Origin of the sequence: Pedobacter polaris, from assembly GCF_005116505.1 — a bacterium.
Taxonomy (GTDB): Bacteria; Bacteroidota; Bacteroidia; order Sphingobacteriales; family Sphingobacteriaceae; genus Pedobacter; species Pedobacter polaris.
This window is the reverse complement of the sequence record NZ_SWBR01000001.1, coordinates 1,336,389-1,351,909: the sequence shown is the minus strand read 5'-3', so window position 1 is coordinate 1,351,909 and position 15,521 is coordinate 1,336,389. Positions and strand designations below refer to the sequence as shown.

13 protein-coding genes and 4 tRNA genes are annotated in these 15,521 nt (G+C 35.7%); 8 read left to right on the top strand and 9 right to left on the bottom strand.

From position 1 onward, the window contains the following. Positions 1-363 precede the first annotated feature (363 nt). From FA048_RS06050 to FA048_RS06035, 4 genes are all read right to left on the bottom strand, one after another. Positions 364-1,608, bottom strand: coding sequence for a hypothetical protein (locus tag FA048_RS06050; RefSeq protein WP_136839292.1), 1,245 nt, complete (start codon positions 1,606-1,608; stop codon positions 364-366). Between the two features lie 48 nt (positions 1,609-1,656). Next, positions 1,657-1,992 carry a potassium transporter KefB gene (locus FA048_RS06045; protein ID WP_136839291.1) on the bottom strand — a complete coding sequence of 112 codons (336 nt, stop codon included), beginning with the start codon at positions 1,990-1,992 and terminating at the stop codon, positions 1,657-1,659. Positions 1,993-2,244: 252 nt separating this feature from the next. After that, entirely contained in the window at positions 2,245-3,576 is a 1,332-nt protein-coding gene (locus FA048_RS06040; protein WP_136839290.1) for a DUF3472 domain-containing protein, read from the bottom strand. A 471-nt stretch (positions 3,577-4,047) separates the two neighbouring features. Further along, on the bottom strand, positions 4,048-4,620 hold the full coding sequence (locus FA048_RS06035) for a dihydrofolate reductase family protein (RefSeq protein WP_136839289.1): 573 nt from the start codon (positions 4,618-4,620) through the stop codon (positions 4,048-4,050). Between the two features lie 452 nt (positions 4,621-5,072). On the opposite strand from FA048_RS06035, the gene FA048_RS06030 reads away from it, so the two are divergent. After that, positions 5,073-6,128, top strand: a complete 1,056-nt coding sequence (locus FA048_RS06030) for a hypothetical protein (protein WP_136839288.1) — start codon at positions 5,073-5,075, stop codon at positions 6,126-6,128. 415 nt (positions 6,129-6,543) lie between these two features. On the opposite strand, the gene FA048_RS06025 is transcribed toward FA048_RS06030, so the two are convergent. The 4 genes from FA048_RS06025 to FA048_RS06010 all read right to left on the bottom strand — a co-directional run bounded on the left by FA048_RS06025 (position 6,544) and on the right by FA048_RS06010 (position 7,096). Further along, positions 6,544-6,615: transfer RNA gene (locus FA048_RS06025), tRNA-Glu, on the bottom strand. A 78-nt stretch (positions 6,616-6,693) separates the two neighbouring features. Then, positions 6,694-6,766, bottom strand: a tRNA-Met gene (locus FA048_RS06020). 100 nt (positions 6,767-6,866) lie between these two features. Then, positions 6,867-6,938, bottom strand: a tRNA-Glu gene (locus FA048_RS06015). An 82-nt stretch (positions 6,939-7,020) separates the two neighbouring features. Further along, positions 7,021-7,096 (bottom strand) — tRNA-Met (locus tag FA048_RS06010). Between the two features lie 113 nt (positions 7,097-7,209). Between FA048_RS06010 and era the strand changes: the two genes are divergently transcribed. The 3 genes from era (at position 7,210) to FA048_RS05995 (ending at position 10,510) form a co-directional block, all read left to right on the top strand. Next, a complete protein-coding gene (era, locus tag FA048_RS06005; protein ID WP_136839287.1) occupies positions 7,210-8,100 on the top strand; it encodes a GTPase Era in 891 nt (296 codons plus the stop codon). Positions 8,101-8,374: 274 nt separating this feature from the next. Beyond that, a complete protein-coding gene (gene der / locus FA048_RS06000; RefSeq protein WP_136839286.1) occupies positions 8,375-9,676 on the top strand; it encodes a ribosome biogenesis GTPase Der in 1,302 nt (433 codons plus the stop codon). Positions 9,677-9,988: 312 nt separating this feature from the next. Beyond that, positions 9,989-10,510 carry a GNAT family N-acetyltransferase gene (locus FA048_RS05995; protein ID WP_136839285.1) on the top strand — a complete coding sequence of 174 codons (522 nt, stop codon included), beginning with the start codon at positions 9,989-9,991 and terminating at the stop codon, positions 10,508-10,510. A gap of 183 nt (positions 10,511-10,693) precedes the next feature. Here the strand turns inward: FA048_RS05995 and FA048_RS05990 are convergent, their stop codons facing one another. Continuing rightward, positions 10,694-12,304 carry a S41 family peptidase gene (locus FA048_RS05990; protein WP_136839284.1) on the bottom strand — a complete coding sequence of 537 codons (1,611 nt, stop codon included), beginning with the start codon at positions 12,302-12,304 and terminating at the stop codon, positions 10,694-10,696. A 471-nt stretch (positions 12,305-12,775) separates the two neighbouring features. Between FA048_RS05990 and murQ the strand changes: the two genes are divergently transcribed. From murQ to FA048_RS05970, 4 genes are all read left to right on the top strand, one after another. Beyond that, positions 12,776-13,582: an N-acetylmuramic acid 6-phosphate etherase gene (gene murQ / locus FA048_RS05985; RefSeq protein ID WP_136839283.1), complete on the top strand. Its 807-nt coding sequence runs from the start codon at positions 12,776-12,778 to the stop codon at positions 13,580-13,582. 118 nt (positions 13,583-13,700) lie between these two features. Then, entirely contained in the window at positions 13,701-14,267 is a 567-nt protein-coding gene (locus tag FA048_RS05980; protein ID WP_136839282.1) for a hypothetical protein, read from the top strand. Positions 14,268-14,302: 35 nt separating this feature from the next. Next, positions 14,303-15,061 carry a Bax inhibitor-1/YccA family protein gene (locus tag FA048_RS05975; RefSeq protein WP_136839281.1) on the top strand — a complete coding sequence of 253 codons (759 nt, stop codon included), beginning with the start codon at positions 14,303-14,305 and terminating at the stop codon, positions 15,059-15,061. Positions 15,062-15,164: 103 nt separating this feature from the next. Continuing rightward, positions 15,165-15,473, top strand: coding sequence for a hypothetical protein (locus FA048_RS05970; RefSeq protein WP_136839280.1), 309 nt, complete (start codon positions 15,165-15,167; stop codon positions 15,471-15,473). Positions 15,474-15,521 lie beyond the last annotated feature (48 nt).

Sequence of the window (15,521 nt, the reverse complement as noted above, 5' to 3'; positions counted from 1 at the left end):
AACTGTGCAACTGAATAGGGGTCTTCGACAAGCTCAGACTGACATGGGAATCAGATTGATATGTGAAAACTCTATCTGTAAATTTAAACCGTTAAATTCATTAAATGTATGTTGTCACCCTGAGCTTGTCGAAGGGTATGCAAAGGTCTTCGACAGGCTCAGACTGACAAGTGAAAGTTCTATCTATAAACTTAACTAATAAGTGTGTATTCATTAAACATCAGCTGTCACCCTGAGCTTGTCGAAGGGTATGCAAGGGTCTTCGACAGGCTCAGACTGACATGAGGTTAAGAGTGACATGGGCGTAGTCATAAAAAAACCCTTCAAGATGCTTGAAAGGTTTTTCTTTTATAGGTAATTCTTTTATTTAAAACCAAATATCAATGGGAAAACAAAAGTTACAATAATAGTCCATATAAAATAAACGGGTAAGTAGAAAGCTATTGTTTTTCCTACTCCATTAATCTCAGCTTTTTTGGAAATTACCTTAAATAATTGCACCGTTACCAAGAGCAGATTTATTAATATTAAAATATTGCCACCCAAAACCGCAGTTCTATTTGGTGTAAAACCCCACTCTGAAATTCGGAATACTATAGCTGAAAGTGCAACTCCATTAACTACTATGGTAACAACAGAAAGTAGCACAAGCACCCAGACGCCAGTATAATTTTTAGTTGATTTAGCTGTTTCGGCTATAGAAAAGAAGATAATTGCCATAACGCCAATCAATAAAGCGTTAAAAATCAGCAAAAATTCTCGGTCATTGTAAGGATTTTTACCAGAATAAGCTATTGCAATTAAATACACAACCAACATTACTGCTACCAATGGACTGAATAGCTTAGCAATTACAGGAGAAACTTTACCTACCAATTGCGGATTGGTTTGAGTAAGGTAAGTACCAACAATTGGTGCAGCTGCTAAACCCAAAATTGCAATGTTTTTGAAATAAAACTCTTCTATATTAAAACCAATTAGGGAGAAAAGGCCAATGGTTACACCAGTCATAATTCCACCCGCAATTAAAATCAGGGTTGTCATTACTACAAGATCGCCGTTGTACTTTAAAAAGCCGAGACGCTTTTCTTCATTATTTCCCTGCTCTCCAACAAATGCAAAACCTAATATAGACCATAAAAACAAGAGTAAATGGATACATGATAAAATTAAAGTATCACTTTTCTTAAGGTCTGGAAAGAAATTGATAAAGACTAAGCCAGCAAGAATTGCGACAACAATAAAAGCAATTTTAGGAGTTGATAGTTTATTTTTCCAGGCAAAGTAAGCTGTTAACAAAGGGAAAACGATAAAACCAATATTTCTAGGATAGAAAAAATCTTCATTTATGGCAAAAATTGCTGGTAACTTAGCGATAAGACCCGCCACAAGGGAAGCGATGATTACCAATACCAATTCTCTGCCTGTGCCCCAGTTAATGCCTTCACTTTCATAGCTTAGTCTTTCCTTCCAGAAATCTGCAATTGCATTGTCTTTTAGCTCTGGGTAAAGTTCACTAAACTCTCGTTTAAAAAGCACTTTATTGGTTCTGTATAACTTTTCAAGTTGCTTTGGCTCATTTAGCTGAGCGAGTATTTCTTGTTTCATGAGTTTATAATTAGAAATTTAAGTCAATCTTAATTTTGGTCAATTGGTTTAATCCCACAATGTGCCATCCAGTCCTAAAACAATACCAAGCCATAAGGCGATAATGTATGCCACGACGGTAAATGCGATAGCCAAAGCTTTTTTCCACCCGCCCTGAGCACGAAAATCATCCATCATGTAATTGATTAATCCGGCTCCTGCGCCAGCTAAGGGAACCATAATTAATGGCCTAATCATCCATAGTTTTCCCCATGCAGGTTCTGCTCTTGATCCAATTAGAAACAATGAGACTAGGGCTAAACCAATTCCCGCTCCTAGCAGCATTCGTTTAGCTAAGGAAACAGGATGAATTGAGTTTGCTATTAAATTTTTTGAATGTATCATTTGATTTGGTTATTTAAGTTATCAATATTTTTTGGTTATCTCTTAATTTGTTTGCTTACACAAAGGTATGTAAAAGTACTTTGTATTTCAAAGTAATTTGATAAAAAATTTTCAATTACTCAATTTCCCTTCATTGTAACGCCTAAATAATGAGGGTTAAACATCTTAGAAGTTCATTTTTACTATTAATGTAGTGTTGATGCTTAAAAAAAGTGCAGATCAGTATACATCGTCCTGATCTGCACAAAAAATTTACGGAAGTGTAGTAAGATTTACTGTTGGAGCTGTACCTATCGGCGTTCTATTAAATGTTTGGTTAGCTGCCACATAGTTGGCAAAAAATCCGCCATTCTGTAAATAAAATTTCCCTGAAGATAAACCACCTGCAAAATCCATTCGCTGTTGATTACCGCCTGTTGGATCTACGGTATAGGTAGCTGAAGTGATTTCTGTCCAAGTACCTGCAGCATTACGCAACCATTGATTACCATACTCTGCTTTTCTGCCCAAATAACCCTTATTAACATCGAAGTTCTCTAAAAATGAATGCAATGCCGTTAAATAACTATTGGTATTAGGCCTTTTCCAAGTAGCCATAAATTTCCATACACCAAGTTCGGGCGCATAAAACCATGAGGAGAAAATGGTATTGCCCAATCCATCAGGTTTCCCTTGAGTTAAAAATTTATAGGTATTTCCTGCAAGCCAATTAAAAACCAGGTAAGACTTTCCACCCTCCCCTTCTCCGGCAAAAGTAGTTGCAACAACACCTGGTCCTTTTCTTGTCCAGGTGGTAGTGCCATTAGATGGGTTCCAAACAGAAAAAATCATCCATCGCTCTGTTGCTGATTTAACCTGCATACCAAAATATCCGCCATCGAATCCATTTGCCATATAATAACTTCCAATTTTGTCTTCACCAGCTGGCACAGTAATTTCATTGTAAAACCATTCTGTGTTAGGTTGTGCTGTATAATTTAAATGAACTGATGGTCCTCTTCTAGACCAATAATAATTAGCAGGATCATTAGCATAGTAAACATTTGAAGCTACCGAAGGACCGCTTATCACTAGATCTGAAACATCTGCGAAATAAGAACCAGTTTTAGTTACCCCTTGGAATTTCACAGTGACATACCCTGGTGTAGCAATATTTACCGTACCCACATTATATGTTGTATACGCAGCACCTGTTACCGTTACGTTAAAAATTGTTCCATTGACAGTAATTTTTAAAACGCTTGTTCCTGATGGTACTGAGGCTTTAACCTTAACAGTAAGCGATCCTGTATTTCCGATCCTGAAATAAGAACTGAAAATACTATTTGCATTAGTCCAGTTTCCTAATGTTGTTGTTGTTACTGTTTCTCCACTTCCTGGTGCTAAGGTAGTTACAAAAGCATTGCCACCCATTGAGACCGTTAATGAAGTGCCACCTAGCGATTGAGGTTCTGCTACCGCTACACTTTCGAGTTTATCTAAAGTTGCAGCTTCTGCACCCCCTTCATTTTTTTTACAAGAACTTGTAAATAAAAGTAGGGCCAAAACAAATAGGCTTGAAATTGATTTAATTGGTTTTTTCATGATTTAGGTTATATTATAGTTAATAGTGATGTATCGGATAATAAATGCAGCCTACGCTCGTTCGCGTATTTAATATAACTTAGTCATTTTACTAGTCCGTTAAATGGCAAAACACAACGCAAACGTTTGTGTATAAAAACTTTAAGCCCTAAAGATTCACGTAAATTATTATTGTTAGGAGTTGTGCTCTACTAGTGGATTTCAGTAATTTTTTGCCGCATATCTATTGGGGAATTAATGATTATATCCCTTCTTATGCTAAAATTGGGTTATGATGATCTTTCGGTTTCATGCTTCCGACCTGTCTTAATCGCTTAATTTAAATATTGTGTTAATTATTTATTAGAGGAGATACGACTAAACACAACACAAACGTTTGTGCCATAGCTAGATGAGCGTAATTAGCACAAAAAAACCCTTCAACGAAAGTAGAAGGGTTTGTATTAACGTAGTGGTGAAGGGAGTTTATTGTTATTGCCTGTCTACTGTGTAATTCAGTTCAGTTACCCCGCAAGTAAATTGTCGAGTAGCCAATAGGTTTAGTTTTATTTTCTCTTTGATGTCTACAAACAAAGGAATGCCTTGTCCAAGGATAATTGGATTAACAAATAGCCAGTAGCCATCAATTAAGTTTTGTTCAATAAGTGAATGTGTTGCTGTTGGGCTACCAAAAAGCAAGATGTCTCCGCCCGCCTGGTGTTTTATTTCATTTATGCTGTCCGAAAGGTTATCACTAATAATTTTTGTGTTAGTTAAATCCATTCCTTTCATTGTTTTTGATAAAACAACTTTGTAGACTTTAGCATACCATTTTGAATGTTCAATATCGTGCTTGGTCGCTGTTGGACTGTCTGCTTCCGTAGGCCAGTAATTTTCCATCATCTGATAAGTTACTCGTCCATATAATGCAGTGTCGCCTTCGCTTATCCGCTTACCTACATAATCAAAAATTTCTTCATCAACTTTAATCCAGTCCATTTCTCCGTTCGGCCCTGCCACAAAGCCGTCAAGCGATATGTGCATAAATGAAATTATTTTTCTCATGTAGTTCTATTTTATGTATAGTGTGTTACTGTCTTTGAAGATCAAATATAAAATACTTTAATCATCAAATTAAGGTGAGTGTGGGACAAATAAAATGGTCATTTAAGCCAAAAGATTACATGATGGATTTAAACTTGCTCTCATCGTCCTTATAATTCAACCCGTTCAGAAATATCCGTTATTCGCTTTGTTTGATCGACAATCGAGAATAAAATGACATAAAAAAAGCATCAAACTTTATCAGATTGATGCTTTTAATGTAGCCCAAGCGTTACATTTGTCGAACTCTCTTACTGATGACTTAGTACTTTTGGCTAGTATTAATGACCATATAATTTATATTCTCTATTGATAGTTAACAATTTTACAGTTTTCCTTTGCAATCTTATTATTTATTAGACAGGCTCATTGTTTTATATATATTTAAATTAACAATTAAATATATATAAATTATGCCCCTCACTAAAGAAATTTACCGCGACGAATATTCCCAGTATAGCAAAGAAATATTTTACAATGACAAGCAACAGATTATTGGAACCTTAGACGTAAGTAAGGCAGACGGGAAGGAGCATGGCCAGTTAGGTGTGTATGAATACACAGGGGAAAACTATCGTTTGATTAAATATAAAAACGGTACTAAGGCTTATGCTCATTTTACTTCCCAAGGGCATACGGTATTGGGCAAAACAGGTTGGTATTCGATAGAGGAAGCATCATCTGTTCAGGATTTTAAGTATGAAGAGGGAGTACTGATTGCTGAAAATTACCGGGACGAGGATAAGGCAACGTATTCTCATAGTTACACTTACCAGAATGGTATGAAAGTTTCGGAAACGTCAGTCTCTGTAGATGGTACTGTTACCAAAATTAATTTTACCTATCAGGACAAGACCATGCTGTCAAAAGCGACATTTATCAATGATCAGTTTTCTGATGAAATCCATTATTCGTATCATCATCAGCATAATCTATTATCAAAAGAGCAAAAATTTCTCAAGAATAAGGAAAGTCTCTATTTGTCCTCAGAAATGAAATTTTTCTATAATGCGAAAAAGGAACTTGAAAAAACGGAGTATTATGGCAGGTATGATTCAAAACTGCATCTATATAAAATAGAAGAAACGATTCGTAAGGGAAATGAGCGGACTATGCAACATTTCCTCGTTCCGGACGTGGAGATGGTGATGGGGTACTATGATCTGGCGAGCATGCATGATCAGCTAAAACGAGACAATTTGGAATGGGCTGTTTCAATATTTAATGCGCAATATATGACAACTGTTAAGCTACAAAGAGTCAACCTTACAATCGATAGAGTTGACAACCAGGACAACATTGTTGAAACGAAAATGATGCATCCTGAGAAGGATGAGGAGATGGCAAAGGTGCTTTACCGCAATGAGTATAATGATAAGTCGCTTTTAGAGTTTGTGATTTGTTATAGGGTGACTGAGGACGGGAAAACCGAAGAAAATAGTATCAGGAAGTTTTATTATAAGGATTGAGTTTCCTTAGGCAATCCCTCGTTTTCTGAGAATTATGCGAACTGGTGAATAAAATGGTGGTCGCCAGAAACAAAAAAATCTTGATATTGTGTCTGTAGCCGAAGAGTTATCTAAGATGAACACTTTTGACGAAGATTTGCTGCGTTTATCAGAAATAATGGTTGCTGCAAAATCACAGCATTGATGAGATAGATAAGGAATAATTGTAAGTCAGCACGACAAAAAATAGCCCGAAGATAATCGAACTCTAAAATGTACGCTGATAATGTGCCGAGAAGTTTTTCGAAAAAACGGTAAAAATTGACAGAAAGAATCGAACTCCTTTAAATCGCTATATTAATTATTCAACATTTTAAAAATCAGATAATTAAAGGCATAAAAAAAGGAAAAGTTCAATAAAGAACTTTTCCTTAAGTAGCCCGTAGGGGAATCGAACCCCTATTTCCAGAATGAAAATCTGGCGTCCTAACCGGTAGACGAACGGGCCAAATTAATTTACAATTTTAGATTTCGGATTTTAGATTGGTATCGTCAATCGTAATTCTTCAATCGTAACTTAACTAGGTAGCGGGGACCAGACTCGAACTGATGACCTTCGGGTTATGAGCCCGACGAGCTACCAACTGCTCCACCCCGCACTATTTTTTGATGTTTATATTCTTCGGGTAATAAACCCTCACACATCACTTCTTTTTGGGTACTTATTAAAAAACCGCTCTTGGCAATGCAGTTTTTCTGTAGCCCGTAGGGGAATCGAACCCCTGTTTCCAGAATGAAAATCTGGCGTCCTCACCCCTAGACGAACGGGCCATTTAAATTGACGGTTGTTGATTTTAGAATTAAGATTATTGTATCAAATCGTCAATCCTAATTCTTCAATCGTAATTCAATTTGGTAGCGGGGACCAGACTCGAACTGATGACCTTCGGGTTATGAGCCCGACGAGCTACCAACTGCTCCACCCCGCACACTAAACAATTCTAAAATCATTGGTAAAACTAGGTTTACCCTTTCTCCGAATTGGAATGCAAAGATATAATTCGTTTCTTTGCAGAACAAATTTATTTCAAAATATATTTCCATGTCGCATAAAGCAGGTTTTGTAAGCATAATTGGTAAGCCTAATGTGGGTAAATCTACCCTAATGAATGCCCTAGTAGGCGAAAAACTTTCTATCATTACGCCAAAAGCGCAAACAACTCGTCACCGTATTTTAGGAATTGTGAACGAAGATGAGTTTCAAATTGTTTTTTCTGACACTCCCGGCATCATCAAACCGCTTTACGGACTGCAAGATTCGATGATGTCTGCAGTAAGTGGCGCATTGAGTGATGCAGATTTAATTTTGTTCGTTACAGACATCCATGAGAAACATGATGAGAACGATGTGCTCGAAAAAATCATCAATACTACCATCCCATTGGTTGTGCTATTGAATAAAATTGACAATGCTACACAAGAGCAGGTAGATGAAAAATTTGCTTATTGGCAAGAAAAATTAAATCCTAAACACATCTTCGCTATCTCTGCCTTACATCAATATAACTTAGAAGGTATTTTGCCGATGATTTTAGAAAACATCCCAGAACATCCTGCTTATTATGATAAAGAAGAATTAACAGACCGTAGTCAGCGTTTCTTCGTTTCAGAGATCATTCGCGAAAAAATCTTCAATAACTACAAAAAAGAAATTCCATATAGTACAGAAGTAGTGGTTACTGCCTTTAAAGAAGAGCAAAGCAAAGGTGGACCAATGGTGCGCATTACTTCAGAAATTATTGTAGAAAGAGATTCGCAAAAAAATATTTTGATTGGTACTGGTGGCGCTATGCTTAAAAAAGTAGGCATGGAAGCTAGAAAAGACATCGAAAAGTTTTTAGATAGCAAAGTATTTCTAGAAACCTTTGTAAAAGTGATCCCAGATTGGAGAAGCAAAAAGAATTATTTAAAGAATTTCGGATACGAGAGTTAGTTAGTTCATTAGCTTATCGGTTCATTGGTCAATAGTTCATAGTTAATAGCTTAAACTATGGGCTAACTCACAGGCCATTTACTATTAGCCATCAACCACTAACTTAAAGGCAAAAAGAATTAGAATTTAATCTTCCAATAATTTACCTTACCTTTGCACTCCCTTTCAAAAAGGTTTAATTGTTGATAGTCAATGGCTATTGATAAAAATTTTATATTATTTTACGTTTGTGATTACAAAATCTACAATCGTAAATCTACAATCGTAAATACAAATGAGTAACATTATCGCAATCGTCGGAAGACCAAACGTAGGCAAATCTACCCTTTTTAACCGCTTAACAGAAAGTCGCAAAGCTATTGTTGATGATTTTAGCGGTGTAACCAGAGACAGACATTATGGTACTGCCGAATGGACTGATAAACAATTTACAGTTATTGATACTGGTGGTTATGTTGCCAATTCTGAAGATGTTTTTGAAGCTGCAATTCGCGAACAAGTAGTAATTGCTATTGAGGAAGCAACTGTGCTGGTATTTATGGTTGATGTAACAACTGGAATTACTGATTTAGATGATGAGATTGCACAATTACTTCGTCGCAGTAAAAAACCTGTATTTGTTGTGGTAAACAAGGTTGATAATCACCAACTTGAAAACGATGCTACCGTATTTTATGGTTTCGGCCTAGGTGATATTTATACCATTTCTTCTATGACGGGTTCTGGAACTGGAGAATTGCTTGATGAAGTAATTACCCATTTTGAAGATATTCCTGAAGAAGAAAATGCACTACCTAAAATTACGATTGTTGGACGCCCAAATGTTGGTAAATCTTCATTAATTAATGCTTTAATTGGTAAAGAACGTAACATCGTAACACCAATTGCAGGCACCACTCGCGATTCAATTCATATTCACTATAATCAGTTCGGTCACGAATTTATGTTTATTGATACTGCTGGTTTACGTAAAAAAACCAAGGTTAAAGAAAACATAGAGTTTTACTCGGTTATGCGTACCATTAAGGCTTTAGAAGAAGCAGATGTGGTAATGCTGATGATCGATGCAGAGGAAGGTTTAGAATCTCAAGATGTAAACATTTTCCACTTGGCAGAGAAAAACAAAAAGGGAATTGTGATATTGGTAAACAAATGGGATTTAATTGAAAAAAACAATAAAACCATTAAAGAATTCGAAGATCAAATTCGTACTAAATTGCAACCTTTTACAGATGTGCCAATTGTATTTATCTCGGTACTAAACAAGCAACGTATTTTTAAAACCATAGAAACGGCTTTAGAAGTTCATAAAAACCGCAGCAAGAAAATACCTACATCAAAATTAAATGATGTGCTATTGCCAATTATCGAGGCTTACCCTCCTCCTGCGTTAAAAGGAAAATACATTAAAGTAAAATATATTACTCAAATTAATGCCACATCGCCAATGTTTGCATTTTTCTGTAACCTGCCTCAATATATTAAAGAGCCGTATAAACGCTTTATTGAAAATAAGTTACGTGAGCATTTTGATTTTTCTGGCGTACCAATACAGATTTATTTTAGACAGAAGTAAGATATTAGCTTAAAGCTCAAAGCGGAAAGACTAAAGCTTAAAGAAGAAAGAACAAGGCAAGGAGTAAAGAGCGAAGACTTAACTCCTCCTTACCGTCATTTCGAAATGAGCTTTCGCGATTGAGAAATCTCTTTCATAAGCGCTAATGGCTTAATCTATAAAACAAGGCGTTTAATTTAATAATTCGTCATGCTGAATTTATTTCAGCATCTTTCATGCTATTATTTACATCAGACCCTGAAATAAATTCAGGGTGACGATTAAATTTAAATAATAGCTTATTACAATTCACCATTTCAAACATGCTGTATCATGAATGAATCTCTAGAAATTATCAATAGTACCACTGCAGATGTTGAGACCATATTTGAGTTTTACGACATGGCCATTGCTCACCAAAAAAAGGTATTCAATAAACATTGGCAAGGCTTTAGTTTAGATCTAGTTAAACAGGAGATTACTGAAAATAGGCAGTATAAAATATTAGTGGATGGAAAAGTAGCTTCTATATTTGCTGTAACCTTTAATGATCCACAAATTTGGAAAGAAAGAGATCAGGATTCTGCTATTTATATTCATCGTATTGTTACTCATCCAGATTTTAGAGGTTATGGCTTTGTAAACATCATTATCGATTGGGCCATAGCCTATTCAAAGGTAAACAACATTCAATATGTAAGAATGGATACTTGGGCAGATAATGAAAAGCTTTTGGCTTATTATACTGGCTGTGGATTTACTCATGTAGGCAGCATTAAAATAGCACCAAACAGCGGTTTACCAAAACACTATGAGGGCATTAGTTTAAATTTGTTTGAGATTGAGGCTAAGTAGTTCATTGGTTCATTCGCTCATTAGTTAACCACGATTAACCTTCTCTACGCCGTCATTTCGAAATGAGCCTTTCGCGATTGAGAAATCTTTAACCCTCTTGAGGATTGTATTATGGTCGAAAGATGGTCATTGGCAAACTAAGAGATATCTCGTAGCTGCGCTCAGTCGATATGACGAGACCAACTACTGCAAACTAGCCATTGCCTGTTTTACCACGTTATCGGTTAGGTTATGCGCTTTATAATAACCAGTGTCTCCTAAATGGTATTTACACAACATCACTTTTAAATCGTTATAAATAATTGGTCGTGCAGCTATTAATTGTTTATAGTCTATTACAATATTTTTAGACTGAATATATTTCAATAAATCTTTGTAGTCTGCATCATTAATGGTAAACCCACTTAAATTTTGAGCAAGATAGCTGGGAGTATATCGCTCAGAAAGCACATCAAATACAAAATCAACCAATACTTTTTTATTAGCCAAAGTGATATAGAATTTGTTATATCCAGTTGTATCTAATTTTACATAAACATCTGGCTGAATTCCTCCCCCAGCATATACTCTTTTTCCACTCTCAGTAACATAAGCAACAGTTTTTTGTAAACTATCCTTTGTTTTAACATTACCAGCAGTTAATTCTCCCTCTGCTAAACGATCTTCTATTTCATGGTGGTAAGCTGCATAGCCTCTTTTATAAGACTTTTGGATACTTCTGCCAAGCGGCGTGTAATATCTTGCTATGGTTAAGTTTAAGGCAGAACCGTCATCAAAAGCAAATTGCTCTTGCACTAAACCCTTACCAAATGAACGTCTACCCACAATAATGCCCCGGTCTAAATCTTGTATCGCCCCTGCAAAAATTTCACTTGCTGACGCTGAATTTTCATTGATCAAAACCGCTAATTTACCTTGCTCAAATTCACCACCTCCAGTTGTAAAATAATCTGTTCTTGGTTCATGTTTCCCTTCGGTATAAACAATTAGCTTATTTTCTGGTAAAAATTGATTGGCTAAACCTGTAGCAGCAGAAACATACCCTCCTCCATTGTCACGTAGATCTAGGATCAGTTTTTTCATCCCTCTGGCTTTGAGAGACCTAATGGCATTGATAAAATCTTCGTCTGTATTAGCACCAAACTTAGTGATACGCACATACGCAGTCTCATTATTTATCATATAAGAAGCGTCAATACTGCTCACTTCAACCTTACCTCTTTTAATTTTTAGAACACTTGCTGAAGCAACGCCAGGATGTAATATAGTAAGCTGAACGGAAGTGCCTTTTCTGCCTCTAATCTTCCCAATCATGGCAGATCGAGGTAAAGATCTACCACTAATATAAGTGGTGTCTACTTTTAATATTTTATCGCCTTGCTTTACACCGGCTAAATAGGCTGGGCCATCTTTAAAAACATTTGTAACTAGCAATGTATCATTAAGGATGTAATATTCTACGCCAATCCCTTCAAAATTCCCTTCTAAAGTTTCGGTCATTTCGAATGCTTTTGTTGCAGGCAAATACATGCTATGCGGGTCTAACTGATGGAGCAAACTATCTATCGGCAAATGTTGTAAACTATCTGCATTTATATCATCTACATAGTTTTTGTTAATGATATGGATAATATCTTCAACTTTTTGAGCGTTGTTATCGGCGGTATATCGGTTATCACGTTCTATCTTAAAACCTTGGTCTTTTAAAAATTTATAACCCAAAACCATACCACCTATTAAGGTTACAGAATAGGTTAATGCAATAAGAATATTAAAACGTGTAGTTTTTTTCATTACGGATGTTGCAAAGTTATGAAACCAGCATGATTTTACCTAATCAATAGGCGTTATTTTCGTATAAATTTATTGATACTTCATTCCCCTAAAACCAATGAATACTAGGACTTTAATTAAGCAACAACGGTGTAGCTTTTTAGTTTTTGAATTCTCTTTCAAATTAACCATCATCAATAGTTACCCTGAGCTTGACGAGGGGCGCTTTTGAGTCTTCGACAAGCTCAGACTGACATTTAATATGAGGTATTATAAGGAGATAAACTTGTCACCCTGAGCTAGTCGAAGGGTTATAAAGATGTCTCTAAAAACTCACTCTGATACGTGAATATTTAAACAATTTTTATTTTTTAGAATTATTTTAGACTAAATATTTGCAAGGGCGTAATCTTCTCTCTAAAATTGCATTGATTTAGACTAAATATTTCTTGTTAATTGAAAAATTAACGAACTTTAACACAAATGACTTCCATGAACAGAATTACCGAGCAAGAATCTAAATATAATGACATTGATAAAATGTCCGTCTTAGAAATTTTGACAGGCATAAATAACGAAGACAAACTTGTTCCACTTGCTGTAGAAAAAGCTTTACCTCAAATAGAAAAATTAGCATCGGCAGTTGCCGAAAGAATGAAGAATGGCGGAAGGCTATTTTATATTGGTGCTGGCACGAGTGGGAGATTAGGTGTAGTTGATGCATCTGAATGCCCTCCTACATTTGGAGTACCATTTGATAAAGTTGTAGGCATTATTGCTGGTGGCGACACCGCCATTAGGAGAGCTGTTGAATTTGCAGAAGATAATGAAACCCAAGCTTGGGTAGACCTACAAGAATATAACATCAATGAAAACGATTCTTTAATTGGATTGGCTGCATCTGGTACTACTCCTTATGTAATAGGCGGATTAAATACAGCCCGTAAACACGGGATCTTAACTGGTTGCATCATCTGCAATGAAGGCGGTCCTATTGTTGCAGAATCTGATTTTCCTGTTGAGGTTGTGGTAGGCCCAGAGTTTTTAACTGGTTCTACTAGAATGAAATCTGGAACTGCGCAAAAGCTTGTTTTAAATATGTTGAGCACAACTGTAATGATTAGATTAGGGAGAGTTAAAGGCAATAAAATGGTTGATATGCAGTTAACTAATCACAAACTAGTAGATCGTGGTACGCAAATGGTAATGGATGAATTAAACATTGACCATGAGCAAGCTGCAGATTTACTGAATAAATATGGAAGTGTGCGTAAAGCAGTTGAAGCAAGTAAGTTGTGAGTTACGAGTTGTGGGTTACAAGTCAAATAGCTTTACCTATTTCATTTCTAAACATAGCTTAATCATCACTTTAACATCTAGCCCCGTAACCTTTAACCCATAACCTGCAACCTTTACCATGCACGAAATTGAACCTTTTTATCTATGGAGAGATGATTACATTGCTGCAGAAGATGAGCGTTCGCCCTTTTTTAATACCGAGTACTCCGAGTTTTACTACGATAAACAGCTCTATAATTTTTTAATTCACCCACAGTGGGATGCTTTTGGCTCAAACACGCTTTACATTAAGGTTTTGTTTGTGGATTATGATAAGGAATATGCCATTATTGAGCTAATGGGTGAATGGAATGATACCATCAATAATGATGTGATGATGCTTAAAAGAGAAATTATAGAATTAATGGTGGCTGAGGGCATCAATAAATTTATCTTAATAGGAGAAAACGTTTTAAACTTTCATGCTTCTGATGATAGCTACTATGAAGAATGGTTTCAAGATGTTGAAGATGGTTGGATAGCTGGAATTAATTTTAACCAACATGTTATCCAAGAGTTTCGTGATCATAGCATAGATTATTACATCAACTTTGGCGGTGAATTGGACGATTTATATTGGCGCAAGCTAAAACCACGTCAGTTCTTTAAAAAAGTTGAAGAACTGCTGACAAAAAGATTGAACTAAAATAGTATTTTTAACATAACCAATATTAATTTATAATGGAAGAACAAAATTATCAATATCAACAAGATAGCGTCTTTGTACAAGAAGGCTCTATATCTAAGAAATTCTTTGCAAATGTGTTTCTTTTTATGTTCGTCGCTCTTGGGCTTTCTACTTTAGCCGCTTATTTATTTGGCGTTAATGATGGATTGATGTCGTATCTCGCTAATATTGACCCGATTACCGGCAACATTATTGGCATGAAAATACCTGGTTACATAGTAATGTTTGCACCTCTAGGTTTAGTTTTAACCATGAGTTTTGCCCTAAGCAAGCTTTCTTATCCTGCTTTACTGGGCATATTTATTCTATATTCTGTATTAACTGGAATTAGCTTAAGCTTTATTATGCTAAGTTATACTTCAGGGTCTATAGTTGGATGCTTTGCTTCAGCAGCTGGAATTTTTGGTATCATGGCTTTTTTAGGCTATACCACAAGCGTTGACCTAACTAAATTTGGCCCAATCCTAATGGTAGGCTTGGTAGGAATAATCATTGCAAGTATAGTAAATATGTTTCTTGGCAGCGGTACTTTAGATTACATCATCAGCTTTGCGGGTGTTGCCCTTTTTACAGCTTTGACAGCTTATGATGTTCAAAAAATCAAACGAATTGGACTAGGGATTGAAGCGAGAGGAGATCAGGTTCTTGAAGTTGAAAGCAAAAAAATGGCTATCGTTGGCGCTTTGACATTATACTTAGATTTTTTAAATCTTTTCCTTTTCTTGCTAAGAATTTTCGGAAGCAGGAAATAGAAAAAGATAAATCTTTAAAAAAAGCTATGCAGTTTGCATGGCTTTTTTTGTTAATTGCATTTTTATGGCATTAGCTTAGTGCAACAATGTTATTTTTGCAACAATGAACAGAACTGCTTTAAGACATATCTTATTTGTAATCCTAACTACTGTGATGTGTTTTGGGTTTAGCAGCTATGTTCTATTAGCTCAATATCAAGTTGCTACAACAGTAAGTGAGAGCAACGTGAATGAAGAAGATGCCAAAACAGGTGAGAAATCTCTAATGGAGTTGAATAGCTTTTATCTTCAAGATAATCTACTATTGAATATATTAATGTCTTCAGAGCGTAGCCAAGCGTTTCATCACAGTAATGAGCAATTGCCTGACTTTCATTTAATTCCGAATACCCCACCACCAAATTTGGTTTAATACCCTATAGCCAAATACATTTAATACATCCAAATTTTTATTTATAAT

Bases quoted from the DNA above. Each gene is read 5' to 3' on its own strand.
- FA048_RS06035 (WP_136839289.1), bottom strand. From the start codon at position 4,620: ATGAGAAAAATAATTTCATTTATGCACATATCGCTTGACGGCTTTGTG.
- FA048_RS06050 (WP_136839292.1), bottom strand. From the start codon at position 1,608: ATGAAACAAGAAATACTCGCTCAGCTAAATGAGCCAAAGCAACTTGAA.
- FA048_RS05990 (WP_136839284.1), bottom strand. From the start codon at position 12,304: ATGAAAAAAACTACACGTTTTAATATTCTTATTGCATTAACCTATTCT.
- era (WP_136839287.1), top strand. From the start codon at position 7,210: ATGTCGCATAAAGCAGGTTTTGTAAGCATAATTGGTAAGCCTAATGTG.
- FA048_RS05970 (WP_136839280.1), top strand. From the start codon at position 15,165: ATGAACAGAACTGCTTTAAGACATATCTTATTTGTAATCCTAACTACT.
- FA048_RS05980 (WP_136839282.1), top strand. From the start codon at position 13,701: ATGCACGAAATTGAACCTTTTTATCTATGGAGAGATGATTACATTGCT.
- FA048_RS05995 (WP_136839285.1), top strand. From the start codon at position 9,989: ATGAATGAATCTCTAGAAATTATCAATAGTACCACTGCAGATGTTGAG.
- FA048_RS06040 (WP_136839290.1), bottom strand. From the start codon at position 3,576: ATGAAAAAACCAATTAAATCAATTTCAAGCCTATTTGTTTTGGCCCTA.
- murQ (WP_136839283.1), top strand. From the start codon at position 12,776: ATGAACAGAATTACCGAGCAAGAATCTAAATATAATGACATTGATAAA.
- FA048_RS05975 (WP_136839281.1), top strand. From the start codon at position 14,303: ATGGAAGAACAAAATTATCAATATCAACAAGATAGCGTCTTTGTACAA.
- FA048_RS06045 (WP_136839291.1), bottom strand. From the start codon at position 1,992: ATGATACATTCAAAAAATTTAATAGCAAACTCAATTCATCCTGTTTCC.
- der (WP_136839286.1), top strand. From the start codon at position 8,375: ATGAGTAACATTATCGCAATCGTCGGAAGACCAAACGTAGGCAAATCT.
- FA048_RS06030 (WP_136839288.1), top strand. From the start codon at position 5,073: ATGCCCCTCACTAAAGAAATTTACCGCGACGAATATTCCCAGTATAGC.